The 26,736-nt window shown below is 62.7% G+C and carries 27 protein-coding genes, 3 tRNA genes and 1 pseudogene; 12 read left to right on the top strand and 19 right to left on the bottom strand.

The window, feature by feature from the left end; genetic code table 11:
- Positions 1-39: 39 nt before the first annotated feature.
- The 3 genes from R6U53_RS07095 to R6U53_RS07105 form a co-directional block, all read right to left on the bottom strand.
- Positions 40-798: a proteasome assembly chaperone family protein gene (locus R6U53_RS07095; RefSeq protein WP_410321669.1), complete on the bottom strand. Its 759-nt coding sequence runs from the start codon at positions 796-798 to the stop codon at positions 40-42.
- 94 nt (positions 799-892) lie between these two features.
- Positions 893-1,447: a diadenylate cyclase gene (locus tag R6U53_RS07100; RefSeq protein ID WP_410321670.1), complete on the bottom strand. Its 555-nt coding sequence runs from the start codon at positions 1,445-1,447 to the stop codon at positions 893-895.
- Between the two features lie 48 nt (positions 1,448-1,495).
- Entirely contained in the window at positions 1,496-1,783 is a 288-nt protein-coding gene (locus tag R6U53_RS07105) for a hypothetical protein (protein ID WP_410321671.1), read from the bottom strand.
- A 459-nt stretch (positions 1,784-2,242) separates the two neighbouring features.
- Here R6U53_RS07105 and R6U53_RS07110 point away from each other — a divergent pair, with 459 nt between their 5' ends.
- Positions 2,243-3,628, top strand: a complete 1,386-nt coding sequence (locus R6U53_RS07110) for an Nramp family divalent metal transporter (RefSeq protein WP_410321672.1) — start codon at positions 2,243-2,245, stop codon at positions 3,626-3,628.
- On the opposite strand, the gene R6U53_RS07115 is transcribed toward R6U53_RS07110, so the two are convergent.
- The 4 genes from R6U53_RS07115 to guaB form a co-directional block, all read right to left on the bottom strand.
- Positions 3,621-4,109: an N-acetyltransferase family protein gene (locus R6U53_RS07115; protein WP_410321673.1), complete on the bottom strand. Its 489-nt coding sequence runs from the start codon at positions 4,107-4,109 to the stop codon at positions 3,621-3,623. The two genes, R6U53_RS07110 and R6U53_RS07115, sit on opposite strands and share 8 nt — an antisense overlap.
- 70 nt (positions 4,110-4,179) lie before the next feature.
- A complete protein-coding gene (locus tag R6U53_RS07120) occupies positions 4,180-4,758 on the bottom strand; it encodes a peroxidase-related enzyme (RefSeq protein WP_410321674.1) in 579 nt (192 codons plus the stop codon).
- Positions 4,759-4,814: 56 nt separating this feature from the next.
- Positions 4,815-4,982 carry a hypothetical protein gene (locus tag R6U53_RS07125; protein WP_410321675.1) on the bottom strand — a complete coding sequence of 56 codons (168 nt, stop codon included), beginning with the start codon at positions 4,980-4,982 and terminating at the stop codon, positions 4,815-4,817.
- Positions 4,983-5,056: 74 nt separating this feature from the next.
- The gene (guaB, locus tag R6U53_RS07130) at positions 5,057-6,535 is read right to left on the bottom strand and encodes an IMP dehydrogenase (RefSeq protein WP_410321676.1); all 1,479 of its coding nucleotides are present in this window, start codon (positions 6,533-6,535) and stop codon (positions 5,057-5,059) included.
- Between the two features lie 478 nt (positions 6,536-7,013).
- Between guaB and R6U53_RS07135 the strand changes: the two genes are divergently transcribed.
- Entirely contained in the window at positions 7,014-7,919 is a 906-nt protein-coding gene (locus tag R6U53_RS07135) for a DUF5794 domain-containing protein (protein ID WP_410321677.1), read from the top strand.
- A gap of 72 nt (positions 7,920-7,991) precedes the next feature.
- Positions 7,992-8,216 carry a DUF5795 family protein gene (locus tag R6U53_RS07140; RefSeq protein WP_410321678.1) on the top strand — a complete coding sequence of 75 codons (225 nt, stop codon included), beginning with the start codon at positions 7,992-7,994 and terminating at the stop codon, positions 8,214-8,216.
- Between the two features lie 117 nt (positions 8,217-8,333).
- Here R6U53_RS07140 and R6U53_RS07145 read toward each other — a convergent pair whose 3' ends face one another.
- Entirely contained in the window at positions 8,334-8,588 is a 255-nt protein-coding gene (locus R6U53_RS07145; RefSeq protein ID WP_410321679.1) for a hypothetical protein, read from the bottom strand.
- 117 nt (positions 8,589-8,705) lie between these two features.
- On the opposite strand from R6U53_RS07145, the gene R6U53_RS07150 reads away from it, so the two are divergent.
- Positions 8,706-8,885 (top strand) — tRNA-Trp (locus R6U53_RS07150).
- Positions 8,886-8,971: 86 nt separating this feature from the next.
- Here R6U53_RS07150 and R6U53_RS07155 read toward each other — a convergent pair.
- Positions 8,972-11,341: a heavy metal translocating P-type ATPase gene (locus R6U53_RS07155; protein WP_410321680.1), complete on the bottom strand. Its 2,370-nt coding sequence runs from the start codon at positions 11,339-11,341 to the stop codon at positions 8,972-8,974.
- A 306-nt stretch (positions 11,342-11,647) separates the two neighbouring features.
- Between R6U53_RS07155 and R6U53_RS07160 the strand changes: the two are divergent.
- Positions 11,648-11,998 (top strand): annotated as a pseudogene (locus R6U53_RS07160) (RNA-guided endonuclease TnpB family protein); the annotation flags it as partial.
- Here R6U53_RS07160 and R6U53_RS07165 read toward each other — a convergent pair.
- Complete coding sequence (locus R6U53_RS07165) at positions 11,992-12,750, bottom strand: helix-turn-helix domain-containing protein (protein ID WP_410321681.1); 759 nt, start codon at positions 12,748-12,750, stop codon at positions 11,992-11,994. The pseudogene R6U53_RS07160 and the gene R6U53_RS07165 overlap by 7 nt on opposite strands.
- A gap of 121 nt (positions 12,751-12,871) precedes the next feature.
- Here R6U53_RS07165 and R6U53_RS07170 point away from each other — a divergent pair, with 121 nt between their 5' ends.
- The gene (locus R6U53_RS07170) at positions 12,872-14,029 is read left to right on the top strand and encodes an MFS transporter (RefSeq protein WP_410321682.1); all 1,158 of its coding nucleotides are present in this window, start codon (positions 12,872-12,874) and stop codon (positions 14,027-14,029) included.
- A 407-nt stretch (positions 14,030-14,436) separates the two neighbouring features.
- Positions 14,437-14,757: an amphi-Trp domain-containing protein gene (locus R6U53_RS07175; RefSeq protein WP_410321683.1), complete on the top strand. Its 321-nt coding sequence runs from the start codon at positions 14,437-14,439 to the stop codon at positions 14,755-14,757.
- A gap of 17 nt (positions 14,758-14,774) precedes the next feature.
- Here the strand turns inward: R6U53_RS07175 and dpsA are convergent, their stop codons facing one another.
- Entirely contained in the window at positions 14,775-15,320 is a 546-nt protein-coding gene (gene dpsA, locus R6U53_RS07180) for a DNA starvation/stationary phase protection protein DpsA (protein WP_410321684.1), read from the bottom strand.
- A 412-nt stretch (positions 15,321-15,732) separates the two neighbouring features.
- A tRNA-Met gene (locus tag R6U53_RS07185) sits at positions 15,733-15,863 on the bottom strand.
- 118 nt (positions 15,864-15,981) lie between these two features.
- Between R6U53_RS07185 and R6U53_RS07190 the strand changes: the two genes are divergently transcribed.
- Complete coding sequence (locus tag R6U53_RS07190) at positions 15,982-16,992, top strand: hypothetical protein (RefSeq protein ID WP_410321685.1); 1,011 nt, start codon at positions 15,982-15,984, stop codon at positions 16,990-16,992.
- A gap of 172 nt (positions 16,993-17,164) precedes the next feature.
- Here R6U53_RS07190 and R6U53_RS07195 read toward each other — a convergent pair whose 3' ends face one another.
- Positions 17,165-17,524, bottom strand: a complete 360-nt coding sequence (locus tag R6U53_RS07195) for a DUF5830 family protein (protein WP_410321686.1) — start codon at positions 17,522-17,524, stop codon at positions 17,165-17,167.
- A gap of 86 nt (positions 17,525-17,610) precedes the next feature.
- On the opposite strand from R6U53_RS07195, the gene R6U53_RS07200 reads away from it, so the two are divergent.
- Positions 17,611-18,264 (top strand): TVP38/TMEM64 family protein, encoded by a 654-nt coding sequence (locus R6U53_RS07200; protein WP_410321687.1) that lies wholly within the window; start codon positions 17,611-17,613, stop codon positions 18,262-18,264.
- Positions 18,265-18,266: 2 nt separating this feature from the next.
- On the opposite strand, the gene R6U53_RS07205 is transcribed toward R6U53_RS07200, so the two are convergent.
- The 6 genes from R6U53_RS07205 to trpD all read right to left on the bottom strand — a co-directional run bounded on the left by R6U53_RS07205 (position 18,267) and on the right by trpD (position 25,931).
- The gene (locus R6U53_RS07205; RefSeq protein ID WP_410321688.1) at positions 18,267-18,398 is read right to left on the bottom strand and encodes an HVO_2523 family zinc finger protein; all 132 of its coding nucleotides are present in this window, start codon (positions 18,396-18,398) and stop codon (positions 18,267-18,269) included.
- An 81-nt stretch (positions 18,399-18,479) separates the two neighbouring features.
- Positions 18,480-21,617, bottom strand: coding sequence for an adenosylcobalamin-dependent ribonucleoside-diphosphate reductase (locus R6U53_RS07210; protein WP_410321689.1), 3,138 nt, complete (start codon positions 21,615-21,617; stop codon positions 18,480-18,482).
- A 528-nt stretch (positions 21,618-22,145) separates the two neighbouring features.
- Entirely contained in the window at positions 22,146-22,730 is a 585-nt protein-coding gene (trpG, locus tag R6U53_RS07215) for an anthranilate synthase component II (RefSeq protein WP_410321690.1), read from the bottom strand.
- Positions 22,727-24,310, bottom strand: coding sequence for an anthranilate synthase component I (gene trpE / locus R6U53_RS07220; RefSeq protein WP_410321691.1), 1,584 nt, complete (start codon positions 24,308-24,310; stop codon positions 22,727-22,729). Before trpE ends, trpG begins: the two co-directional genes overlap by 4 nt.
- Positions 24,307-24,933, bottom strand: a complete 627-nt coding sequence (locus R6U53_RS07225; RefSeq protein WP_410321692.1) for a phosphoribosylanthranilate isomerase — start codon at positions 24,931-24,933, stop codon at positions 24,307-24,309. The genes trpE and R6U53_RS07225 overlap by 4 nt, the downstream gene beginning before the upstream one ends.
- Positions 24,930-25,931, bottom strand: a complete 1,002-nt coding sequence (gene trpD / locus R6U53_RS07230) for an anthranilate phosphoribosyltransferase (protein ID WP_410321693.1) — start codon at positions 25,929-25,931, stop codon at positions 24,930-24,932. Before trpD ends, R6U53_RS07225 begins: the two co-directional genes overlap by 4 nt.
- A gap of 200 nt (positions 25,932-26,131) precedes the next feature.
- Between trpD and R6U53_RS07235 the strand changes: the two genes are divergently transcribed.
- From R6U53_RS07235 to R6U53_RS07245, 3 genes are all read left to right on the top strand, one after another.
- Positions 26,132-26,206: transfer RNA gene (locus R6U53_RS07235), tRNA-Val, on the top strand.
- 188 nt (positions 26,207-26,394) lie between these two features.
- Positions 26,395-26,541 (top strand): DUF2080 family transposase-associated protein, encoded by a 147-nt coding sequence (locus R6U53_RS07240; RefSeq protein WP_410321694.1) that lies wholly within the window; start codon positions 26,395-26,397, stop codon positions 26,539-26,541.
- A gap of 3 nt (positions 26,542-26,544) precedes the next feature.
- The coding region (locus tag R6U53_RS07245; protein WP_410321695.1) for a helix-turn-helix domain-containing protein at positions 26,545-26,736 on the top strand (192 nt) is incomplete at its 3' end.

Below are 26,736 nucleotides of genomic sequence, written 5' to 3' on the forward strand. Positions count from 1 at the left end.
TTCGGCGCCGGGTCGACCGTCGCCATCGTCGACGCTCGTTTACATATACGTCCGGTCTTCCGGATACTCCCGGTTCCGTGAGCGCTGATTCTCCTCCTCGAGGGTCGCCATCCGTTCGGCGAGGTTCGAGTAGTACCGTTTGAGCTCTTCGGACCGTTGCTCCAGTTCGGCTCGATCGACTTCGACACCGTATACCGATTCGATCGCGTCGAAGAACTTGAACGCGGCGTCGATATCCGGTCCCGGTGGATGCGTCGGCGTAACGTACACGCCGACCGGCGGGATCTCCCCATCGACGCTCTTCGAGATCAGTTCGCCCGCGACGCCGTCGAGGAATCCACCTCTGAGAGGCTGGAGATCGGTCTCCGCGAGGCGCGTCTCGCGGTAGGGCTCGGAGGCGACGTAGAACACCGCGTGTTCTTCGGGCCCGTGTGGAAACGGGACACCGTGGAGGAGGACGATCTCCTCGATCCGGTTCGTCGAGACCCACTCGATGAGCGCCTCGGTAAACGGGCGTGCGGCCCACACCGGGACGAACAACTCACCGACTACCACGGTGAGATCGAAGTTCGTGAGGTTGTAGAGTCGTGTGTGGTGTCGCGGCTTACCGTCTTCGAACGGCGTGATCGCAGGTAGCTCTTCGGGGGTGATGTGGCCGATCTTTTCGGAGTCCAGGTGCCGAACGAGATAATCGGCGGCGGTAACTCCTGCCATGCCGAGGTTTGCGGGGCCGATGAGTAGCGTCTGCCCCGGACTGATATCCCCCGGAACGGCGATTTCGAACGAGTCTTGTGGCATAATACCAACTTGTCTGAGCCGCAGTATAAGGGTGCAGCCTCCCTCTCACGTCCCGAAAACGACCGATTCGGCCATGATTCATTACATATGAGAGTCAGCGATCCATCGCTCGCCACGGCCGACCGAGTTCCTCCCATTGAACGCTCTCGAACCCCTCGTGCTCGAAGACCGTCACCCGGCCGGATTCTTGACTCAACGTCAGCGTCGCGATCACGTCGTGATGTGTCGAGATGTCGAGTGCGCTCATGTGTCTGGCACCCATCCACGGTTCGTACGCGTCACCGGACGGACCCTCGACGGACCGGAACCGAACCAACTGCCGGTTCACGACCCCGTCGACGGAGAGCACGACGGCGCCGTCACAGGTGTACGCCACTTCCGCCGCCGCGTCGGCGAACTCGTCGGGATCCCGCAGCGGATCGCGGCCTTCCGATTCGGGCCATCGATTGTCGCCCATCGGATCCGCGTAGGATTCGACGGACGGTCCGACGACGAGTGCGAGATACATCCCCGGAGCTCGGCCCGTGGGATCATCCGACCGGTCGTACCCGAGCGCGATATCCTCGAGGTGATATCGCAGTGTATCGATCAACTGCTGGACGCGCTCGTGTTCGCGGTATCGAACGGTGAGGTCTGCCTGAGGCGACATGTTCGAACGTGGTGACCGATCCACAATAGATGACCGCTTTCGTAGACCCTAGTCCGATACGCGTTCGACATCGAACGCGAGGGGCGGCTCCTCCGCGGCCACGATCGTCTTCCCGTTCGCGGTGGCGGTGACGCGATCGATCCTCTGCGGGTCCCCGACCGAACACGTCACGGTGTCATCCTCGGTTTCGCAGACCAACTCGCCGCTCACGTCCGCGGCTCCGTCGTCGCCGAACGCCGGCGAGAATTCGACGAGCACGACTCCCGGTGGGAGCTCCCTGACGACGATGAGGATGAGCAAAAACACTGAGACGTTGATTTTGCCGACCCGTCTCAAACCGTCCGCGCGACCGAATGTCGCACAGTGCGCCGTAGTCGAATCGTTAGGGCAAGACGGCCGTGTGGATGAGCGGTCCTTACAGGACGAAGCTGTAAGCGATCGCGTGGGCGAGAAACAGTTCACGCGCCGATCTGCCAGACCTGCGAGAGCAGGAACCAGCTCAGCACGTAGAGGGCGACGAAGGTCGTCATGGGGTAACACCGAGAGTCCAATAGTTCCCACGCGTTTCGGTATCGGCCGTGAAACGCAAAACCTCGTGGTTTGGATGCACATCTCGGGGAAGGTCGAAATTATCAACTGAATGGTTGGACATTCGTAGTCCGCGGCGTAGAACCGGTCGAAGACGGACGATATAAGTGGGCTCTCGGTAATGTTCGCCCACAACTATGTCACGATTTGAAACATCCCTCGGTAGTCGGCGTTCGCGTCCGACAGACCGCGTGTGTTGGTGGTCACATGTCGAGTGACCCACGAAGCGACGGCGGGACGGTATCGGCCGCCGACCTCGAGTACCCCTCCACCGACTGGGTCGGGTTCTTCAAGAACCACTTCGGCCCGTCGATGCTGTGGGCGCTCATCAGCATCGGCGGCAGCCACATCGTGTTGGGTCCCGAGATGGCTGCCACCTTCGGCCTGTTCGCGATCTGGGTCTTCGCGTTCATCTACCTCGCGAAGTACGGGGCGTGGGAACTCGGCATCCGATACAACTACGGCGCGGGTGGCAATCCGGTCGAGGCGTACGACCAACTGCCGGGGCCGAACAACTGGATGCAGTGGTTCACCGTGTTCGTCTTCGGGGTGTTGTACGTCGCTATCACGGGTGCCGTCGGGATGAGCACCGCCGCACTCGTGGCGGCGTTGACGCCGCTGTCCGTACCGATCGCGTTCGTGCTGTTGGTCGGTGGAGCCGGCCTACTGGTCTTTTACGCCCGATACAGCCTCCTCGAGAAGATCCTCATCGGCTTCACCGCGATGCTCGGGACGCTTCTCGTCCTCGGTGTCACCGTCGGCCCTCCGCCGTCGGACGTCGCCACACAGACGTTGTTCTCGTTGAATTTAAGCGGGGACAGAACGATCGCCTTCGTCGCACTCTTTGCCGCCGCGGCTGGCTTCGCCCCGACCGGCTTCTCGACGAGCGTCCTCATCGGTAGTTGGAGCATGGCTAAAGGCCAGGGAGCGAAACAGCTCGCGGAGTACGATCTCGATCCGGAAAACGAGACCTACCACGAGTACATTCGCGCGTGGATCGCGACCGGTCGGCTGGATTTCAATATCGGCTACGCGCTGAGTTTCCTCCTCATCGTCGCGATGATCACCCTCTCCGTGAACGTCCTGTACCCCGAACCGCCGGGGGATGCGAACTTCGCACTCGCCGTCGGCCAGATCCTCTCCGAATCGTTCGGCCCGTGGTCGTTCTGGGCGATGATGCTCGGTGCCATCGCGGCGCTGTACTCGACGGTCATCACGCTACTCGACGGCGCCTCACGGGCGGTCGGCGACATCCTTCCGATGGCCGCGGAAAACGAGGATTTGGACAGCGACCGGATCCGCCGAATCGTATTAGTGCTGATGGTCGTCGTCAGCAGTCTCACGGTTCTCGCGCTCGGAAACATCCCGGTCACGTTCGTCGTCTTCGTGGCTGCCCTCCTGGCAGTCACGGAGATCGTGTTCTACCCGGCGAACTGGTACGTCGTCAAGAAGAATCTCCCCGAGGCGTTCCACCCCTCGCGGGCGTGGACGGTGTACTACGTCTTCAGTCTGCTCGCCGTGTTGGCGTTCGGCGTCATGGGCGCGGCGGTCCGATTGGAGCTCGTCCCCCAACTCGTTCGACTCTTCACGTGAGTTCCAACACGTAGGTGTTCTCTTCGAACCGTTCGTCGCCGATCACCGTTTCGGCCCGCTCGGAGCGTTCGAGGCCGAGATCGGCGTAAAACTCGTTTCCCAGCGCGTTGTCAGCGAGCACCATCGCGTTGAGTCGCTCGATGTCGTGGCGGATCAGTTCGTGACGGATTCGATCGAATAGCGCCTGTCCGATCCCTCGTCGCCGTTCGTCCGGATGGACGTAGATTCGGAGAATGTTCCCCTCGTTTTCGGCGAGTACGGCGTGGGCGAATCCGACTATCTCGTCGTTTTCGGCCGCGACGTACATGTACGTCCAGGGGTACGAAAGCTCCTCGCCGAGTTGTTCGCGGCCGTACCAGTCGTTGACGGCGCTTTCGACGTTCTCCCGGCTCAAAATGTCCGGGTAGTCCGTTTCCCACGAGATTCGGGCGATCTCCCTGATCGCGTCGATATCGTCGGGGTGGGCGACGTATATCTCCATGCCGCTGTATGGCACACGATCGGTAATAAAAGTGCTCGACCACGCCCACCGTCTGAGAACGAGTGGCCGGTCAGTCCCTCTCGCCGCGTCCCATCGTGTAAAACACGTCGTTCGGTCGCATGTCCGCGAGCGTTGCCATCCGATTCGAGAGGTTGAACACGGCGACGACGCTGCCGATGTCCCAGATCTCCTCGGTGGAAAAACCGGCATCTCGGAGCCGTTCGACGTCCGAATCGCCCACTTCACCCGGTGATTCCGTGAGTTTGACCGCGAAGTCCAACATCTCGCGGTGGGGTTCGGACAGGTCCGCCATTCGGTAGTTCGTCGCGAGTTGGTCCGCGAGTTTCGGAGCGCCAGCGAAAATCCGGAGCAATGCGCCGTGGGCAACGACGCAGTACAGACAGTCGTTGATTCCCGAGACCGTGACGATGAGCATCTCGATCTCCTCGCGCTCTAGCGTCGTATCCTCCGTGAGCGCATCGTGATAGCCGAAAAAGGCCCGAAAGTGGCTCGGTTTGTAAGCGAAAGCCGAGAAGACGTTCGGGGTGAATCCCGCCCCTTCGGTCTCCTCGTCGATCCGCTCGAGGATGTCGTCTGGAAGTTCGCTTCGGTCGGGGACCGGGAACCGGCCCATCGCATCGTCGTTCATATGGGCCCCTCGTTCGGGGGCGTGATAATTCGTTCCCTCAGTCTCACTCGAACCGATTACTCCTCCTCGACGAACCAGTCGTCCGTGCGGGATCGTTCGATCGCATAGAGCAATAAATACCCGATGAGACCCAACGCGAACAGCGTCGCCGGGATGAGAAACGGGCCGAAGGTTTCGAACAGCCGCTCGAAGACGGCGAGAAGTGGAACGGCTGTTTTCGCCATACGTCGCAGTAGGTGAGCGACCTTTTAAAAAGCTGGCTCCGATTCGTCCGGTGTCGACTCGACGCCGGGCGCGATTAGCTGTCCGGGCTGTAGTTCGGCGCTTCGTCGGTGATGACGACGTCGTGTGCGTGGCTCTCGGTCTGTCCGGCCGAGGAGACGCGAACGAACTCGCTTCGCTCTTTGAACTCCGGGATCGTCGCGGCGCCGACGTAGCCCATCCCCGACTGCATGCCGCCGACGAGTTGGTGTAGCTCCGAGGCGAGCGGCCCCTTATACGGCTTCGCTGCCTCGACGCCTTCGGGGACGAACTCATCGTCCTCGCTTTCCTCTTTCAGGTACCGATCGCCGCCGCCGTCGTTCATGGCGCCGACCGAACCCATCCCGCGGTACTGCTTGTAGCGTTTTCCGTTCATCGTGATGACGCGACCGGGGGCCTCGTCTGTGCCGGCGAAGAACGAGCCGAGCATGACCGCATCGGCGCCCGCGGCGATCGCCTTGATAGCGTCGCCGGAGTATCGAATCCCGCCGTCGGCGATCACCGGAACGTCGTGTTTGGAGGCGACGTCGGCCACTTCGGAGACCGCCGTGATCTGCGGCATCCCGGAGCCGGAGACGATCCGGGTCGTACAGATCGAGCCGGGGCCGATACCGACCTTGATGCCGTCGGCGAAGTCGGCGACCGCCTCGGCGGCTTCGCGCGTGCCGACGTTGCCGACGACGACGTCGGCGTCGACCTCGGCTTTGATCTCTCGGGCCGAGTCGATGACGTTGAGGTTGTGCGCGTGCGCACAGTCGATGAACACCACGTCCGCACCGGCACCGTCGGCCGCGCGGGCACGGTCGCGTTCGAACGGACCCACGGCGACCCCTGCCACCAACGCGCCGTCGTCGTCGCGAGCGGCATTGTCGTGCTCTCTGCGCGCGAGGACGCCGGCCATCGTGACCAGTCCGGTCAGCCGATCATCTTCGTCGACGATCGGAACGCGCTCGATCTTGTGTTCGTACATGAGCTCCAGGGCTTCGCGCGGCGTCACGTCCTCGCCCGCGGTGACGACCTCGTCGGTCATCGCTTCCCGGACGGCGTCGTACTCGCCGACTTCGAGATACGGTCGAATGTCGGTCCCGGAAATGATCCCGAGGACGACGTGGTCCTCGTCGACGACGGGTGCGCCGGAGACGCCCTCGTGTTCCATCATCGCATCGACCTCGCGCACCGTCTGTTCAGGCGAGGCGGTGACGACGTCGCGAATGATGAGTTCGTCGGCGCGTTTTATCCGCTCGACCTGTGCCGCCGTCTCCTCGACGGACATGTTTCGGTGGAGGACACCGAGGCCGCCCTCGCGAGCCATCTCGACCGCGAGGGCGGCCTCGGTGACGGTGTCCATCGCGGCCGAGAGGACCGGGAGGTTCAGGGTGACGTTCGTCGAAACGCGGGTCGTCATATCCGCGTCGTCCGGTTCGACGCGGCTCTCTTTCGGCCTGAGCAGTACGTCGTCGAACGTCAACGCCTCGGGTACGCGGAGTTTCTCGGAGAAGGGTTCGTCGCTCGCCATGTAAACGGTCGGAATCCGCGGCCCAAAAGCGTTGCGAGAGCACGATTCTATGGGAATAAACTGCATGGATCTCTGTTTCGCTGTCTGCGTTCCAGTCTCTCAGCCGGATATCGGCATCAACGTCCAGATAAGTACACCGTTCGACTATTCTGCGCATTCGTAGCCAGTCGCGGTATATTAAAACAAGTTTGTCAACTTTTGTCCAGAATAGCTTGCTTTTCGTCAGTCGTATGTGGGCGATGCCCACACAACATTTATGATACTCACGGATAGAGCCATACGTATGGACTCCGCAAGTCCCATCGCACAGCGCACCGCCGGCGAGCACGCCCTCGACACCGGCATTACATTTACATTTGCGATGTGGAACAAAAACGCGGAGAATACCCTCAACTCGTTTGGAGCCGGACGCAGCCTTCCGAGAGGGTATCGCCATCGCCACCACCGATCCTACGGTGAGGGACCGATAGCCTGAGGGATGAGTACGTCTAGACATCCGGTCGCGCTCCGGTTGGAGCGACGCGTCGGCGAGGGGACCCGACTACTCGCCACCGTGATGGCGTTGCCCCTCTTGGACGGCATATTCGCTGCGCTCGTCCTCGCGGGTGCGGTTTCGTCGATCCTCGGGATGGTCGAGGTGGGTCTGCTAATCTTCGGCGGAAGTGCAACGCTCGCCGTCGTCCTCGCAGAGATGGACGGCAGCCGCCGCGCCCGCGCCCGTAACGTTCTCTTAGTCGGGGCGATCGTCGTCCCGCTGGCCGCCGTGCAGGCCGCTCTCGCGCCAACCATCGAGTCGATGCTGGCGATGGAGATATTCGAGCGCTTCGCCGCCCTAGTCATCCTCGCGGTGGCCGCTAAGACCGCAAGCGCCACCGTCGGCGAGTACCTCCCGAGTCCCGGCGTAGTCATCGGTCTCGGACTGGTCGCCAGTTTCCGGCCGAGCGGCTTCGAGATCGCGTTGATCTCCGAGCCGGTGTACGTCCTCTACGGCACCGGTGCCGCGATGATAGGGGTCGGTTTCGCGCTTTCGGTCGCCCTCCTGGGCCCGTGGCTTCGCGGCAACGTCGACCTCGACCGCTTCCGCTTCGGCAGCGCAGTCGCGCTCGGCGTCCTCCCGCTGACGATCCTCGAAGTGGGGCCGATCACCGGCGAGGAGCCGCTGGCGCTGATCGTCCTCGCGCTGACCGCCCTGTTAGCGTTCAACCCCGAGGGGGCGATCGACATCGGCGCGCTCGACTCGGATCCGGACGCCGACGCCACGGCGGCCGCGACCGATGGCGGCCCCGACGTCGACGACTCACTCCGCGAGGAGGTAGACTCCAACGAGGAGTCCGAGCGCGGCTCCCCGGGCGTCTCCGACGGGGATCGCGCCCCATGGCTCTGAACGGGCACGTCACTCACCGAGGGGACGGCCGCAACGGTCAGGCTTACGACCCTCCGGAGCGGTTACCTCGCTATGTCCGACAATCGCGTCGTCGAGGGACGCATGGTAACGCCGAGAAAGCTCGCTGAACTGATCGAGGGCGAGAGCGTGATGGACGCCGAAGCGATCGAGGACGCCGACCGCGAGTGTCCCGAGTGCGGCGGCAGCGTCATTTCCGTTGGCTACATGCCGAGCGTCACGGAGTTCGTCACGGGGTACAAGTGCCAAGATTGCGAGTGGCGCGAGACCGACCGGTAACGTCGTCTTTCGGCCGTCGCGAAACCGCCCGAAGCGGAGAGCCTTCGCGGCCGACGCCTTCCCGACTTCGACGGCCGAAGGGGAGTCCACTCACAAGCCCACGACTTCAGTCGAGGGTCATTGACGTGACCGGACTCCCTCGGGAATCACGTCGACACCGGCGTTCTCTACGTCGGCGCGCGCCTGCTGAGCGGCCGAAATTTGCATCACCGTCGCGCCGGATCTGTTCTCGAGGAAGTGGAGAACGAGCGCTACCGTCACCTCGTCGGGATCGACCGAGTGATCGACGATCGATCGCGCCTGTGGGGCCGCTCGATCTCGGCCCTGATCGAGCCCGACACGATCGTGTGCATAATGTAGAGCCTTTATCATGCGGTAACGTATATCAGTCGAGCAGCCCGTTACGCCACTCCCCATGGGACTGTCGCAGCCGTTTCCTGTACCGCGAATCGAAACCCCTTTACCCAAACCGGAGGTACGGGAATTTGAGGGGACGTGGCCAAGCCAGGGATGGCGACTGACTCCAGAGGCCACGCGCCCGGTGACGAGACTCCAGACTGATATACCGAGCGGACGACTGATCATCGCTCCGCGTTGACGACCCTCTGGAGATCCGAGGCGCACACCGGAGATATCAGTAGACCGGGGGTTCAAATCCCTCCGTCCCCACTTTGCTCCTTTCAGGATACGTCTTTCGAGCGGGAACTTCGGGTGAGATGTGCGCTGTGTGTTGAAAATCGATTATTTAAAAAACCTTACTCGAACCGTTCGGGCCGAATCCGCGACAGCCGCATCGCGTTTCCGGTGACCCCGAGGCTCATGCCCATGTCGCCGACGACGACGGCCAGCGCGACGCTGACGAGGCCCAGCGGGACGCCGAGCGCGAGCAGGAACTTCACGCCGAGGCTCGCCCAGATGTTCTGTCGGATGACTCCGTTGGCAGTGTGCGAGAGCGCATAGAGGTACGGGAGCTTTCCGATGTCGTCGCTCATCAGCGCGATATCGGCGGTTTCGAGGGCCGTATCGGTGCCCGCCGCGCCCATCGCGATCCCGACGTCGGCGGTCGCGAGCGCGGGGGCGTCGTTGATCCCGTCGCCGACCATCGCCACCGCGCCATACTCGTCTCGCAGGGCTTCGACGGCGGCGACCTTGTCTTCGGGCAGGAGTTCTGCGCGGTACTCGTCGACGCCGACCCGTTCGGCGATCGCTCGCGCCGTCCCCTCGTTGTCGCCGGTCAGCATGACGACGTGTTCGACGCCGAGCGCCTGCAGGCGCTGGACGGCCCGCCTCGATTCGGGGCGTACCTCGTCGGCGATGGCGATTGCGCCCAACAGCTCCGTGTCCGTCCCGACGAGGACGACTGTCTTGCCCGCTCGTTCCAGCGCGGCGAGCGTTCCGTCGGCGAACGCACCAGCCTCGGCGTCCGATTCGGTATCGTCGGTCGTGACGACGCCCCCGTCGGTCTTCGTTCGGGCTCGCGAGAAGTCGAATCCCAATTCCTCGAAGAGCGCGGGCTTGCCGGCGTAGTACGTCTCGCCTTCGATCTCGCCGCGAATCCCTTTGCCGGTCAAACTCTCGAACCTAGCCGGTTCTGGGACGTCGCCCCCGCCAGCGACGTCGGCACGGGCGATGATCGCCGTCGCTATGGGGTGCTCGCTGCGGCGTTCGAGGCCGGCGGCGCGGCGGAGGAGCGTCGACTCGTCGACCCCCTCGACCGGGACGACGTCGGTGACGGCGAGTTCGCCTCTGGTGAGCGTGCCGGTCTTGTCGAGGGCGATCGCGTCGACCTCACCCATCGCTTCGAGGTGGTTACCCCCCTTGATCAGGACGCCGTTCTTCGCGGCGCTCGTGATCCCCGAAACGACCGACACCGGCGTCGAGATGACGAACGCGCACGGACACGCGATGACCAACAGCGTGAGGCCGCGGATGAACCAGGTCCGCCAATCGCCGACGAACGCGATCCCGTAGCCCGCCACGGTCACCGAGATCGGCTCGGCGATGAGGAGAGGCGGGATGGCGGCGGTCAGGATAGCCAAGATTACCACGACCGGCGTGTAGTATCCCGCGAACCGGTCGACGAACTGCTCGGTTTCGGTTTGTTTCGCCTGTGCGCCCTGGACCATCTCGATGATCCGCGAGAGCGTCGAATTGCCCGCGGTCGAGGTGATCTCGATCTCGAGATAGCCCCCTTCGTTGATCGAGCCGGCATACACCTCGTCGCCGGGGGTCGCGTCGACCGGCACGCTCTCGCCGGTGATCGGAGATTCGTCGACCGCGCTTTCGCCCTCAGTGACCGTCCCGTCGAGCGGGATCTTCTCGCCCGGACGAACGACTACGATCTCACCGACGGCCACGTCCTCCGCGGCGACGGTCGTCTCCTCACCGTCGCGTCGGACCGTGGCCTCGTCCGGCGACAGCTCCATCAGTTCGCGCAGGGAATCGCGCGCTCGGTCCATCGCGTAATCCTCCAGCAACTCGGCGACGCTGAAAAGCACCGCGAGCGTCGCCGCCTCGACGAAGTAGCCGATACCGGTCGCGGCGATGATGGCAGTTCCCATCAACAGGTCGATGTCGAGACTCCGATTTCTCGCCGAGTAGTAGCCGCTGCGGACGACGGGTGTGCCGCTGGCGACGATGGCCACGAGAAACAGTCCATCGGCGAGGGACAGCGGATAGCCGAGGACGCTCGCCACCGCGACGTTTTGCCCCGTCAGCACGAACTCGAAGCCGAGTCCGAGCGTGACGAACACCGCGCCGAGCCACGTCTTCTTCGCGCGGGGACCAGTCCAGACCTCGGTCGGCGGTGCGATGTCGACGCCGTTCGTCGATCCACTCCCCTCCCCACCGCCGGGATCCGTGCCCCCGACGACTTCGTAGCCGACCGCCTCGATGGCCTCGACGACGGCTCTCTCATCGGTTCGATAGGCGTCGTACGTGACGGCGGCCGTGCCGGTGGTCGGTTGGAGCGTGACGTCGACGATGCCGTCGAGGCGTTGTAGGCCCTTGTCGACCTTCTGCGCGCAGGAGGGACAATCCATCTCGGGGACGGCGAGGCGGGCGGTCAGCTCCCGTCGTCGCCCCTGCTCACTCGGTTCCCCCATCGCGTTCGGGTCGTCGTTCATCACCTCGAGGTGGGGGCGGTAGCTGAATAAGCCTTTGTTGGAACATTCCAACTATTCGGGTCGGCTACGGTAGCCACTGGACGTCGCTGCACATCCGATCGCGCGACGGCGGTGTGATCGGTGTGTACATAGTTTCAGCGGTTTTGAAGCCGAGCCTCCGGTCTCAAGGAGCAAGGGCTTCCGTCGCTCGGCCGGGAGCACGACGTGAGTAGGTCGGAGAGGAAGCCGACAACCCAGCCGCAGCCCATAGACTGTTGCCGCCCTTTTCCCCCAACGCAAAAAACCTACCAGACTCACGTCTGAAGTATGGAGGTGCGGCGTACTGTTCCGGTCAAACTGGACGTAGACAGCGATGACGCCGCACCTCTCCGCGAGACTGTGGACGAATTTCTGTGGGCCGCCACCTACGTCGTTGGCCACGCATGGCAGGGCGAGTACGCAGGGAAACCAGACTTCTCGAACCCGCCCGTCGTGTACGACAAGCGGTGCGCGACCTTTTAGGATGAGTACAGTACCTGTCGCTCGTATCGACGTCGAATACATATTACCCGACGACGACCGTGAGACACGCTACAGAGCCGGTATCTCGACAGCGACGACTACGGAGTGACAGGCGCAGAACTGCACCACAGAGCCGGCGAGTGGTTGCTTCACTTGTTACTATACAGCGGTGCCGACGGCGCGTCGATCGGTCGATCGCCGGCGACGTGGCGCTTCGCCAGGTGTTCTTCGGCCCGCCGGAGTCGATAAGTGAGCGTCGACCGCGGTACGTCGAGGTGGTCGGCGAGTCCACCGACGTCAACCTCGCGCGGGGACTCGTAGTAGCCGTGTTCGACGGCGGCGACGAGGGCGGCTTCCTGTTCGGAAGACAACTCATACCCGCCGGTGTCCGTCCTCCCTGTCGAATCCGTGTTTGTCGTCCGGAGCATCTCCGTCTTCGCACAGTCGCCGACCGCCCCGTCGAGATCACGGAAGAACGCGGTGACGTCGCCCTCCCCGGAGTGAATGATGCGCCACGTGTAGTGGCGGCTCTCGTGACGCGTCTCGAACAGCACGCCATCGCCGAGGTGGTCGCGGGCGATGTGGGGTACGGACGCGCAGGTCGGCGTTCGCTCCCAGTCGGAGTAGAGAACGAGCGTGTCGTCGGTGCGATCGAGGACGCGAGTGTTCTGGGACGCGCCGCACTCCTCCGTCGCGAGACAGTCTGCGTAGTAGTCGTTGTTGAGAAACGCGGCTTCGATATCGTCTAGCGCCCCCGGTTCGCCGGTGGCGTGATCGACCCGCCAGAGGCGCTCCTCGGTGGCGTGTAACGATAGCGATCGGATCCGGGCGTCGGGGTGGTCGGCGAGTATGTCGGCCACCCTGTTGCAGCCGAGTTCGTATTCGAGGGCGAAGACGAGTTCGCGCATACCGCTCCGTACGCGTTCTCCGGGCATAACGCGTCTGGTGGTCCGTTATCATAGCCGTCGAATCGCGCCGCTCATTCCCCGATTTCGGAACGTTATAAGCCACATATCGAGAACACCGTCTGTGAGCCGCACCCGCCTGTTTACCACCCTCTGTGGGCTCGTGTTTCTTCTCAACCTCGCTCGGATCATCTTCGCGCCGCTTTTGAACGTCATCATCGCGGAGTTCACGATCGGCGAGGCGACGGCCGGACTGCTCGTGACGTTCGCGTGGGTCGGGAGCGCGTTCCCGCGGTTGCCGACCGGGTGGCTGCTGACCAAGGTGCCGCGCCACCACGTCGTGACCAGCTCCGGGGCAATCCTCGCGATCGCGTCCGCGTCCGCCGCCACGTCGACGTCAGTGACACAACTCATGCTGGGCGCGTTCTTGATGGGCACCGCCTCGGGCGTCTACTTCGTTTCGGCCAACCCGTTCGTGAGCGAGTTGTTCCCGAACAACGTCGGCCGATTCATGGGGATTCACGGGGCTGCGAGTCAGATTGCAGCGGTGATCGCGGCCCCGCTCGTGGCGCTCACGGTCGTCGTCGATTGGCGGCTCTCGCTGTGGGCGATCGCCGTCGGCGCGGCGGTGGTGACGGTCTACACCGGTGTCACCGCGAGACGGACCGACCTGCCCACGGCGGGCGGGAAGGATCGCGATTTCGTCGCCGACGCGCTCTCGCAGTGGCGAATCATCGCTACCGGCCTGGCCATCGTCGGGACGGCGTCGTTCATCTGGCAGGGCGTGTTCAATTTCTACGAGCTGTACATGCAGTCCAAGGGGCTCTCCCCCCGAGCGTCGGGCTTGATGCTCAGCCTCATTTTCGCGGCCGGCATTCCCGCGTTTTATTTCGGCGGTGATCTGGCTGATCGGCTCCCGCGCGTTCCGTATCTGCTTGGTATCGTCGGCGCGTTCTCGATCAGCCTGCTCGTGTTGACGCTTGTGGACGGACTTTTCGGGGTGATCGCCGTCTCGGGAGCCATCGGTTTCATCATCCACGCGATGTTTCCGGCCACGGACACGTATCTCCTCGATACGTTTCCGGACTCGGTTCGAGGAAGCGCCTACGCGGTGTTCAGCTCCGCGTGGATGCTCGCACAATCGCTCGGATCGTTCGTCCTCGGGGTGTTCGTCGAATCCGGCTACGCTTACGACGCGGTCTTCCGAACGAGCGCCGTCTTCCTCGCCGTCACGGTGATCGGTCTCGCGATCCTCGATCGGTCGGGACGGCTGCCGAATTAGCGACCGAGCGGTCGGAGCGGCGTCGACGCGACGCTCGCCTTGGGGGACGCGTCAGTCCGGAGATCGCCGACAGACTCGCGGTGTCGCTACTCGATTCGTCTGTGGGGGACGGCGTCGACTCGGAAGATGCTTCGTTCGCTCCCCACGTCGATCCGAACGCGGACGACTGTGCGTAGTGTTGACACACTCATGCCGAACCGCATTCTTTTTGGTTTAGGCTTACCTAAATACGGTCAATGGTTGCCAGTACCCGACGCCGGACGGAACGGACGGTCGGATCGTCGTCCGCTCGCTGTCCGGATATCACTCGCTGTGAGAGCTGTCCCGAGAAGTCGGTCTTCATCGAGTCCGGAAACACTGACGGGTGGATTGCGAGCGATTTCACCGTCGAGGTCCGCCGATAACCTATGTCCGATAGGACCGAAACGACGGACGAGTCCGAGTCCTCCGAACGCGACGGCGATCGAACAGTGATCCGAGAGGGGCGAAACTTCGAAACGGAGTACCGTCTCGATGCGCGCGAGATCGGGGAATTTCTCATCCGACTGGGCGAACAACTCCGCGACGGCGACGAACTCCGCCTCGTCACAGACGAGTGGGAACTGCCTTTCGCGTTCGGTGAACCGATCGAACTCGAGATAGAGTTCGAGGGCGTCGACGACACCGAACTGGAAATAGAAATCGAACTGCCTGGGCGAACCGACGAGACGGCACCCGACGTCAGATAGCGCGTTCGAACGTCGGCTCAGTTCGTCGCGGATTCGAGGACGAGCGTGTCGTTCTCGAGGTAGTGCTCGATGTGGTGGGCGTGTTCTTCGACGGTCTCGAGCTGTTCGCGGAGCATTTCGCTCGTCGCGTAGTCACCGAGTCCCTCCGCGAGTTCGACGTGTTGACGGTAGCTCTCGATCATATCGCCCATCATTTCGAGGTCGTTCGAGAGCGAGGTTCGGATGTCGTAGACGTCCTCGTCCTCCGCTTCGACCGTCGCGTTTTCCGCGAGCGCCGTCATGCTGGCGTGTGGAACCCCACCGAGTGCCTGCAGGCGCTCGGCGAGCTCGTCGGCCGCGTCTTCGACGTCCTCGTACACTTCCTGGAGGAACCGATGGATCTCGAGGAACTCTGCCCCCTCGACGTTCCAGTGGTGTTTGTGCAGCTGGTGGTACAGGACGTACGCATCGGCGAGGTCCGTATTCAGCGCGTCGACGATCTGTTCGGCCTTCTCGGTGTCGAGTCTGAGGCCGTTCTCCCCGACGGTGTCCGCCTTCTGTTGGATCTCCTTTTGGGTGCTCATTGCATCCGTATGTACGGGCTCAGGTCACTTATAACTTATCAATAAAATAATATTTTTCGTGCCACCTAAAAATTCGATACGACCTATTCGAGACCTGTACGTTCAAAACTATTCGAATATATATAATACTACTTACATTAATATCGCGCCTTTTTCAGCCTACCCGATTGGCCGGCGCGCTCTGTCAGCGCCGCACGTCGCCACCCACGGGGACTCCGGGGAGTGATCGCGATACCACCACAGATAACGCTCGAGAGTATCACGCTGAGACTGTTGATAGACGCTGTCAACACGAATCGGAGTACCGTGCGTGGCTGGTCGGGCCGTTTTCAAAAGGTAACGACGCTCGAGATCGTCACGCATCGCGATCCGATGGCTCACCTATCGCTCGCAGGTGGTGATTTGTGAGAAGTGCCCGGGGAGGGCTCCGAACCCTCGATCTCCGCATGTCCCAGGAACGAGGCGCAGGCGGCGCCTCAGGACATCACGGTACCGCCTCGTACCCTATGAGTGCGGCGCTATGTCCAGCTAAGCCACCCGGGCTCATCTTCGGATTGCTCGCTCTCGCTCTTCAAGGTTCCTATCTCCGTCGGTCGATTCGGGGTGTCACCCCTCCGCACGATCACCGCATTTTATGCTTCGGTGCGGGGACAGCACAGGTATGCGCGAACTCCCGGATCTGCTGTCGGAGGCGGTCGGCGACGCGACGGTCACCGATCGCATCGAAATCGGCGGTGGGGACACGATCGCCGTGACCGACGAGACGACGTTTTTGTACCGCTCCGAAGGGCTATTGAAGGACGAATCGGTCGAGACGTTCACTCACGCCATCGACCGACTCGCCGTCCAGACGAAACGGCGGAAAAGTGTGATCCATCTCCAAACCATCGATAGCGAGGCGAGTTTCACTGTCCCATCGGAGATCACGGATTCGGCCGTCGAGGCGATGACGCGGGGTGTCTTGCTGACGACTGGCATCGTCTCCGAAGACGAACCCATCGAGGCGCTGTTCCGATTCAGCGAGCTCACTCTCGTCGTCACCGACCGACGACTCTTCGAACAGGTCGGTAGCGCCGTCTGGGACGGCGACTTCGAGACCGTAGAGTACACCGACTTATCGGCACTGGACTTCGAGCGTGGCAGCGTCGCCACGCAGGTCGTCCTCGAAACGCGGGAACGGCGGCGACGCGTCAAGGTCCCGAACGAACGCGCGGGAACCGTCCGCCGCGTGATTCAAGACGCGGTCTTCGGATTCCACGGCGTCGAGTCGATCGAGGAACTCCGAGCCGAACTCGCGGATCCGGATGGTGAAACGACCTCCGCGGACTCGACGGCCCCCGCCGAGAACGGTCCCGAAGCGGACGCCGAGCCGACCGAATCGAAGGCGGCGGACGACGATTTCGTCTCCACCGCGCGGTCGCCCTCCTCGGACGCTGAGCCGGCTGCCTCCAGAGGTAGCGACGGAGACGGTGTACTCGAAACGAACGCCTCGTCGTCACCCGCGGAGGGACCGCCGTCTGCGTCGACGGCGAACGAGTCGAGTGAGGAGCCCGACGCGCTCGCGACCCGCGTCGACGAACTTTCCGAACGTATCGATCGACAGACCGAACTCATCGAGTCCCAACGAGAACTCATCGAACAGCTCGTCGACGAGCTCCGACGCGGTCGATGAGACGCACGGCCGAGCGATCACCCGACGACTCGAAGGGCTCATCGACGGTGCTACCACGTTGGCGACGAATGCCCACACTGTGGGCTCGCGCTCCCGCAAACGGGCCGCCGATGTGTCCTCGGTGTGGTGCCTCGTACTGAACACGTCTGACCCCTCCGTTTCGGCGCCTCGGTCACTCCCTGCCCGTTACCTTTCGGATACACGAGGAGCCGAACGGACCGTGTTCACCCGCTTCGAGCTTCATAAAATACCCCGTCGAAATCGACGCGCCACAGCGGCGACACTCGAACTCCCCCTCGCGGGAGACGACCCCGCTTTCGAAACTGAGGAACTGACCCGAAACCGGTTTGACCGTCTCCCCGTCGCGGTCGATGTGGCCGCGTCGCTCGGCCCCTTCGAGGATCGCGCGCGTCGTCTCCGGGTGAGTGCTCACAGTCTCGATTCGATCGATCACCTCGGGGAGCGAGAGCTCCGCGTGCTCGAGTCGAGCGAGCAGCTGCACCCCGAGTTCCACGGGATCGTCAGTCTCCACGCGACGGCTATGTGGTGATGAGAAATAGACTTACGGGTCCTCTCGCGACCACAAGAGGTTTGACTCACGAGGCGAATCGTTCGGCCGTGCATCGCGCGACCGTTCGACAACTGTTCGCGATCGCCATCCTTGCGGCGATCGCCGCGCTCGCGGCGATCTCGACGTCACCGGAGGCGATCCTCGGTCAGATGGATCTCCTCGCGGACCGTCCAGCGTTGCTCGCCTTCGCGCTCGTCGCGCTCTATCTCACGAGGCCCGTTCTCGCGTGGCCGATCAGCGCCCTCTCGATTCTTCTCGGCTATCTGTTCGGTCCCCTCGCTATCCCGGTGGCCCTCGCCGGCGCGGTCGTGACGACGTTTCCGCCGTATCTGCTCGCTCGGTATCTCGGCCACGATGCCGGGCTTTTCGCGCGTATCGGGGAGGCCGGTAAAGCGGTTCGCCGAACGACCGGTGACCTCCGCGGGGTCGTCGCCGTCCGGTTGGCACCGCTTCCGACCGATCCAGTTTCGTACGCCGCCGGACTCGCCGGCGTACCGGTCCGCCCGTACGTCCTCGGGACCGCGGTCGGCGAGGCGCCGTGGGTCGGAACTGCCGTCCTGCTCGGCGCTTCCATGGGGCAGTTAGTGACCACCGGGCTGTCGGCGAGTCCTCTCTTGCTCGGGACGACGATCGCGCTCGCGCTGTTGTCGGCACTCTCGCGTCCGGCTTACAAGCGGCTATCGGACGATGCGGCGATCTGATATTAAAACACGAACGGATCGCTACAGTCGACTACGACGCCGTGCTGTGGGCAGACGTACTTACAGTGCCGCTTGTACATCTGTGTCCCACACATTGGACACGGTCGGCCGTTGGACCTCGGCTCATCGTCCATACTACGTTCGTGATCGAGACGAACAAAAAGTCTCCGGGGCGGCGATAGGCCGCCGCATACGCCGGGCGGATCGCTACCGGCTCAACACTCCGACCAACCGCAGCTTTCGCAGGTCTTGCAGCCCTCCGAGTAGTACAGCGTCATGTTCCCGCAGTCGGGACACTCGGGGGATTCCCCGGCGTCGATGAGCGACTGTGCGGTATCGGTGTCGTCGTTCGGTGAAGGCGCTATCTCGCCCGCCGACACCGCGCCACCGTCGGTTTCCGGCGGTGTCGCCTCGGCGTTGGATTTGGTCCCGGTCTCGGCGTCGTCGGCGATCTCCGTGAGGTTCTGCTGTTGTGGGTACGCCTTGTCGACCTCGCCGTCGAGGTATCGGCGCATCGCCGTCCCGATCGCGTCCGGAATCGAGTTGATCTGCTCGCCCTTGTCCCAGGCGACCTTCGGCGAGCGGATACCCTGCAGTTCGTCGGCGATCTCCTGGGGATCGACGCCCGATCGCAGCGCCGTCGAGATCGTCTTCGCGAGCGCCTCGGTGAACGAGGCGGTGAATCCGCCGGAGTTGCCGATGTTCGCGAACAGCTCGAACGGCCGGCCGTTTTCGGGGTTCTCGTTGATGTTGACGTATAGCTTCCCGTAGCCGGTGTCGATTCGCTGGGTCACGCCGTGGAGGACGTCGGGACGGGCCTGCTTCTTGCCGAGTTCCGGCGAGACGTCCAGCAGTTCCCGGATATCCGTTTCCAGAACGGCCGCGACTTCCTCGCTGTCGAGGAAGCCTTCGATGCCGCCGAAGATCTCCTCGATGTTCTCGACGATGGCTTCGGCGGCCTCCGCTTCGTCCATGTCGGAGAACTCGGCGTTCTGTGCACGCGTCGTGAGCACCTGCTTCGAGCGGGTTCCATCGCGGTAGTAGGTGACGCCCTTCCCGCCATGGTCGTAAATGTACTCGAAGACCTCCTTTGCGTCCTCGAGCGTCGAGTCGTTCGGCGCGTTGACCGTCTTCGAGATCGCCGAGTCGACGCCCTCCTGACAGGCGACCTGCACGCCTGCGTGATCTTTCGCCACGAGATCTCCGGTCGTCACGAACAGCTCGCCGATCGCGTCGGGCACCGTCGAGAGACCGTCGATGCCGTTGAACTGGTTCGTCGCCATCTGCTCTTGGGCTTCCTCCTTGACCGCCTCGACGTCGAGTCCGTTCTCCTCCAGCACGCGGAGGAAGTAGTCGTCGAACTCGACGAGCATCTCGTCGCCCTGTACGTCGTCGGAGACGTTCTTGTAGTAGGCGACGTTGTAGATCGGCTCACAGCCGCCGGTCGTGTTGCCGACCATCGAGGTCGTCCCGGTCGGCGCGATCGTCGTGGTGTTGTGGTTTCGCATCCCGAAGCCGTCTTCCCACTCGTCGGCGTCGAGGCCGGTTTGTCTTTCGAACCACTCGCGGTACTCCGTTGGGTTCGCGTACTTGCTTTTTTCGAACTCCTCGAAGACGCCGCGCTCCTCGGCGAGTTCGTGCGAGGTCCACTTCGAGCCGTGGTTGATGTGTCGCATCATCTGACGGGCGACCTCGTTGCCCTCGTCACTGCCGTATCTGATCCCGAGTTGGATGTACAGTTGCGCCAACCCCATCACACCGAGGCCGATCTTGCGCATCGCCCGAACTTTCTGTTCGATCTTCTCGACCGGGAAATCCGACATCGTGACGACGTTCTCGAGGAACCGGGTGCCGAGTTCGATCCGTTCGTCGAACTCCTCGAAGTCGATCGCTTCCTCGAGGAAGGCATCGACTGCGGCCTCCAAATCGTCGTATCCACCGCCGTGTTCGTCGTACCAGACCCGCCAGTCGGGGGCGTCAAGACCGACGACCGTCGAAAGGTTGATGTGGCCGAGATTACACGCTTCGTACTCCTCGAGCGGCTGCTCCCCGCAGGGGTTTGTCGCCAAAATTCGGTGGTCCGGATGCTTCTCGACGTCGAAGGAGTGCTCTTTGTTGATTCGCTCCAGATACACGACGCCCGGTTCGCCGTTCTCGTGTGCGCCCTCGAGGATGTGCTCCCAGAGCTTTTCGGCGGGGATAGAGAGGACCTCACCGACCTCGACGTGCTCGCCGAGGTCGAACATATCGTAGAGTTCCTTCGTCTCCGGGGTAGCGACGTGCGGTTCTTCGGTTCGGGGGTTGGTGAAGACGAACTCCTCGCCGGCTTTGAGCGCCTCCATGAAGCCGTCGGTGACCCCGACCGAGATGTTGAAGTTCGAGAGATGTCCCTCGACGGCGTTTCTGAGGTGTTCGGGGACTTTTCCGTCCTCGTCGATGAGTTCTCGGGCCTCGTCCAACGCGTCCGCGAAAGACGTGTGCGTGAAATCGTCCGGATCGTTCAACCGCAGCGTCTCGGCCAAGGAGACGTCCTTGTTCTTCGCGTGGATAAACTGGATGACGTCGGGATGGGAAACCCGCATAACGCCCATCTGTGCGCCGCGCCGCGCGCCCCCCTGAGCGATCGTTTCGCACATCTGATCGTACGTCCGCATGAACGTGATCGGTCCGGAAGCGATCCCACCCGTGGAGCCGACGGCGTCCCCGTAGGGCCGGAGGCGCCAGAAGGCGTACCCCATGCCGCCGCCGGATTGGAACACCTGTGCTGCCTCCTTCGCCGTCTGGTGGATGTCGTCTATGTCGTCGTCCGGCGAGTCGACGAAACAGGCCGAGAGCTGTTGGAGTTCGTCGCCGGCGTTCATCAGCGTCGGCGAGTTCGGAATAAAGGAAAGCAGTTCCATCTGCTCTTGGAACGCGTCGGCGGTCGCTTCGACGTGTTTTCGTACGTTCTCGGGAAGCTCCGGTACGATCGTCTCGTAGGCGAACTTGTTGACGTTGTAGACTGAGAGCGTCGTCTCGGCGTCCGAGCCGGCGGTGACGCCCGCTCCGAAGACATCGGCGGCGAGTTCGTCGCGTCGGGGGTGTCCCGGCTTGAGCTGTTCGGGCGTGACGGTGATCTCGACCCCCCGCTTTTCGGCCTCGAAGACCGCCTCGGCCAACGCGACGTTCCGCGCGACGCGAACGAAGAGGTCCTCTTGGCTTTCGGTGAGTTCTCCGTCGGCGTCCTTCCGGAGATATCGCGCCGGCAGAATGTTGTGATATGCGTTCCCGGTGAGGCGGTCCTCCAGCGTCTCCCCGATCGTTCGCTTGATCGGAAGCGTGATCTCGTCCGCGGATAGGTCGGTTCCGCTCATCGGTTAGTCCTCCGGTCGAATACGGTCATCTTTTCGCCTCTCTGTCTCCCAACGACGTGTGCTGTGCGAATCATCTTGACGGAATCTGCGTACTGTTGCGTGCCAAATAACCCTTGGCATCGGGAAATGTATCGGTGAATCGATGTTTTGCTGAGGGCACGCGATGCTGTGCTTTGTTCCTGCTATACGTTGTGCCCCACGCGTACGACCGATACGAACTAACGGAGTACACATAAGGATTTGCGGTCCGGAGTGAAAGTGAAATTATGGTGTAGATAACCGCAGTACTGAAGCGTCGTTTCCATTGGAAATACTCGGGGGTTCAATCTCTCTCCGCTCGCAGCCTCGTCGGAGACAGTGTGGATACTCGATCGCCGAGATACGAATTGGCATGTCGTGTGGGCTCGAACTCCGGTCGGCATCGATCTCCGAAAAATAACAAATTATTTTCACTTCATATAATTCACGTATTTCAGGGATTCGGCCTCCGAATCGGACGACCGTTCATTCGGGGTCGCCCCCGGTCGACTATACGCTCCACAGGAAATTCTCGATGATGTCGTGTCCGACAGCCGTCAGTACCGACTCGGGATGGAACTGTACGCACTCGATCGGGTACTCGCGGTGACGAATTCCCATCACCAGTTCGACCCCGTCGTGATCGGTCGTGGCGGTCACCTCGAAGCACCCGGGAACGTCGAGCGCGACGAGTGAGTGATATCGACCGCCCTGAAAGCCCTGTTCGAGACCGCGGAAGACCCCCTTTCCGTCGTGATCGACGGGGAACGCCTTGCCGTGTATCGGTTCAGGAGCACGATCAACCGTGCCGCCGTATTCGTAGACGGCCGCTTCGAGTCCCAGACAGATACCGAGCGTCGGCACGTCAGGACTCACCTCCCTGAGTACCTCCATCGTCACGCCCACATCGCGGTCGTTCTTGGGATGGCCCGGCCCCGGTGAGATGGCGATCGCGTCGGGATCGACCGCTCGAACCGATTCGAGATCGGCGGTGTTCCGGAGCACCTCGACGTCCGTTCCGTCGTGTTGGCTGACATACTCGACGATGTTGTAGGTGAACGAATCGAAGTTATCGATGAACAGTACCGTCGTCATCGCGACACTCCCGGTGCGCCGGTTTGAATCTCCCGTAAGGCCGTGATGACGCCGTGCATTTTCTTTTCGGTCTCCTCGTATTCGCGCTCGGGGATCGAATCGGCGACGATCCCAGCACCGGCTTGGACGGTCACTCGATCGGTCCCGTCCACGCCCGCGCCACGCTCGATCGTGGCGGTCCTGATCACGATCGCGAAGTCGGCGTCGCCGCTCCACGAGTAGTACCCGACGCCGCCGCCGTAGACGCCACGGGGCTGTCGTTCGAGGTCGTCGATGATCTCCATCGCTCGAATCTTCGGAGCGCCGGAGAGCGTCCCGGCGGGGAACGATGCGCGCGTCGCGTCGAACGCGTCGCAGTCGTCGGCGAGTTCGCCGGTTACTGTCGATTCGATGTGTTGGACGTGGCTGTATTTGAGGACGTTCATGAACTCCTCGACGCGGACGCTTCCGGCCTCGCTGACCCGGCGAACGTCGTTACGCGCGAGATCGACCAACATCGTGTGTTCGGCCCGCTCCTTGTCGTCGGCGAGCATCTCGCCTGCAAGCCGCCGGTCCTCGACCGGACTCGTCCCCCGAGCGCACGTGCCGGCGATCGGATTGCTCATGACCTCCCGACCGCGAACGGACACGAGCGTCTCCGGCGAGGCCCCGACTACCGCGAGGTCGTCGTAATCGAGAATGTACATATAGGGTGATGGATTGACCGACCGCAATGCCTCGTAGAGGCCGAGCGGGTCGATGTCACCGTCCAACTCCCGCGTTCGCGAGATGACACCTTGGTAGATGTCCCCGTCGAGGACGTGTTTTTTCGCCCGTCGAACCGACTCCTCGTACTCGTCTTTCGGTCCTGCTCGCTCGTCGAATGCGGTGAAGCCGCCAGTATCGAGTGGCTCCCGCGCCGCGAGCAACGATTCGACGCGGTCGATCTCCGCCTCGATTTCGGCGTAGATCGCGCGTGGGTCATCGTCGGGACGAACCAGCGGCGTGAACACGAGCGATACGGTCTCTGCGGTGTCGTCGAAGACCAGCGTCTTGGTCGCCAACACGAACTGGGCGTTCGGCACCCGCGAGTCGGGTTTGTCGATCCCGACCTCCTCGAGCCAGAGATCGTAGACCGCCTCGTACGCCAGGAAGCCGACGAGTCCGCCCTGTAACCGCTGGCGGTCGGTTTTCGGGAAGTTCCGGAGCGACGCGTCCGGGAGCGTCTCCCGAAGCGTCGCGACCGTATCGCCGCCGTTTGGTTCGCAGACGCCCTCGTATCGATCGTCGACGATCTCGACCGTCCCGTTCGCGTCGCCGTCGACGGTCACGACGGCGGCGGGATCGTAGCCGACGAACGAGTATCGCGCGTGCCTATCGGCCCCGTCACCTGCCCGAAACGCACCATCAGGGTCGCTCGATGCGACCTTGCCGGCGCTCTCGAGGAGGAAGGTGTGTTTGGCGGGCGTTACGTTCGTCGTTCGTCCGGTCAACGCCGCGTACGCCTCCAGCGGTTCCGTCACGACGTCCAAATCGGCGACGGTTCGAACCACGGCCGGCCCGTCGGTGGCTAACTCGACGAACTCCGATTCGGAGATCACGGCCGACCACCCGCCCGTGAGACGAAAGACGTGACGGCGTTCGGGTCCTTCCGTCCTGGGCGCGATTCGACGCCGCTCGCGACGTCGACGCCGAAGGGCGCGACCGTTTCGACCGCTCCGGCGACGTTCTCCGGTGTCAGTCCCCCGGCGAGAATGATCGGCGAGGAGAGGCTCGCCACGAGTTCTCGCGTCCGGTTCCAATCGTGTCGCTCACCCGTTCCTCCCGCTCCCGATGCGTCGAGCGAGTCGACGAGCAGCGCGTCGGCGACCGTGTCGTACCGCTCGGCGTTTTCGGGGGATACGGCCTTGATCACCTCACCGTGTATCTTCGCCGAGAGATACGCGAGTTCGCCCGGGTTCAGATTGCCGTGTATCTGGACGACGTCCGGTTGGATCCGCTCGGCCAACTCGACCGTCGATTCGGGGGTATCGGGCATCGTCACCAACACGGTGGTGACGAACGGCGGCGTTGCTCTGGAAAGTTCAACCGCCAGATCGGGTGTGATCTCACGCGGCGTCTCGACGGGGACATCGACGGTGAACCCGACGGCGTCAGCCCCGGCCTCGACGACGGTAGCGAGATCCTCCCGCACCGTGATCCCACAGATCTTCACGCGGGTCATGGCGTGAACTCGCGGAGCGATTCCAACTGCGCTATCGCGGCCCCCGAATCGATCGCGTCCCGTGCCGCGCCAACGCCGGCTTCGATGCTTTCGGCGGATCCGGACACGTAGATCGCCGCGCCCGCGTTCGCGAGGATGATCGCCCGCTTTGCGCCGTCGATCGATCCGTCCAAGATCCCGCGCATGTCGCTGGCGTTCTCGGAGGGGGTGCCGCCGCCGACTTCCGAAAGATCGTATCGACCGAGACCGACGTCGTCCGGTTCGATCGTGTACCGCTCGACGGAGTCGCCGTCCACTTCGGCGACCGTCGATTCGCCGTGTACGCCGAACTCGTCGAGCCCGGAGCCATGGACGACGATGGCTCGATCGACGGCCATCCGCGAGAGCGCTTCGGCCAACACCGGGACCAACTCGGGATCGTAGACGCCCACGACCTGTGCGTCCGCACCCGCCGGATTCGTCAGCGGGCCGAGGACGTTGAATATCGTCCGCATCCCCAGCTCCTTGCGCGGTCCGATCACCGCTTTCATCGCCGGGTGAAACACGGGTGCGAGCATGAATCCCATCCCGGTCGTCTCGATGCAGCGCTCGACGGCCGATGGCTCGGCGTCGATAGTGACGCCGGCCTCTTCGAGCACGTCCGCGCTCCCCGAGGACGAGGAGACCGAGTAGTTCCCGTGTTTCGCGACCGGAACGCCGGCCCCGGCGGCGACGAACGCGCTCGTCGTCGAGACGTTGATCGTGTCGTGGCCGTCCCCGCCCGTCCCGCAGGTATCGACCAGCGGTTCCCGGTCGGGCGTGATCGTCCGGGCCGCGGCGCGCATTCCCTCTGCGAAGCCCGCGATCTCGGCTTCGGTCTCGCCCTTCGCACGAAGTCCGGCCAAGAGCGCCCCGATCTGTGCCTCAGTCGCGTCTTCGAATACGGCTCTCGCCGCCTCGCGCGCTTCCGCTTGCGTGAGATCTCTGCCGTCGGCCACCCGTCGAATATACTCCTTCATGATGATCACTAGTGATCAAGACTGCGTTACAATGTACAAATAAGTACATCTTTATAAGGGTATCGCTGGCGACCCGACCGACGCGATGAGTGCGTCTCGTTCCGGCCCCTGCTCCGTGTCTTCTCGCCACAGGCGGGAGCTATTCCGAAAGGTTCAATTATGTCACCGAGGTACCGTGGAGTGCAGGCAAACGCCAGCGAGGGTTCGTGGTCTAGGCTGGTTATGACACCTCCTTGACATGGAGGAGGCCGGCAGTTCAAATCTGCCCGAACCCATCAGCATTTTAACTGTAATTAGGCGCTAAGTCCCCTTCCTCAGGGAGCAACGCAGGGAGCGAAGCGACCGAGTAGCGTTAACGAGACGCAACGCGTCTCGTCAACGCCGCACGATTCTCAAACACCCGCGACACTCGGCCCACAGGCCACCCTCACCTTTATGTTTATCCATAATCTATACATCGGTGATGGATAGGTTTGAAATCGAAGGAGAAGAAGTCCTCGACGGAACCGCAAAACCGTCGGGGAACAGTGCCCACGTGATCGTCCCCAAACGCTGGCGGGGAGCCGACGTGAAAGTCGTCCGCGTCTCCGAGCCCAACTCAGACGAGTAGACTATGCAGTACAACTACAAGTATCGACTCGACCCGCCAGAAGCCCTCACCGAGACGCTTCTGCACCACGTCGAAACTTGTAGGCAACTCTACAACCACGCCCTCCACCTGCTCAACGAGGCAGACGACATCCCCGCCCGCTACGAGGTGCAGGGGATGTCGTCTGCCTCGTTGAGCAGGTGGAGGGCGTGGTTG

The sequence above is a fragment of the Natronomonas sp. genome (genome assembly GCF_046483325.1).
Lineage (GTDB): Archaea > Halobacteriota > Halobacteria > Halobacteriales > Haloarculaceae > Natronomonas.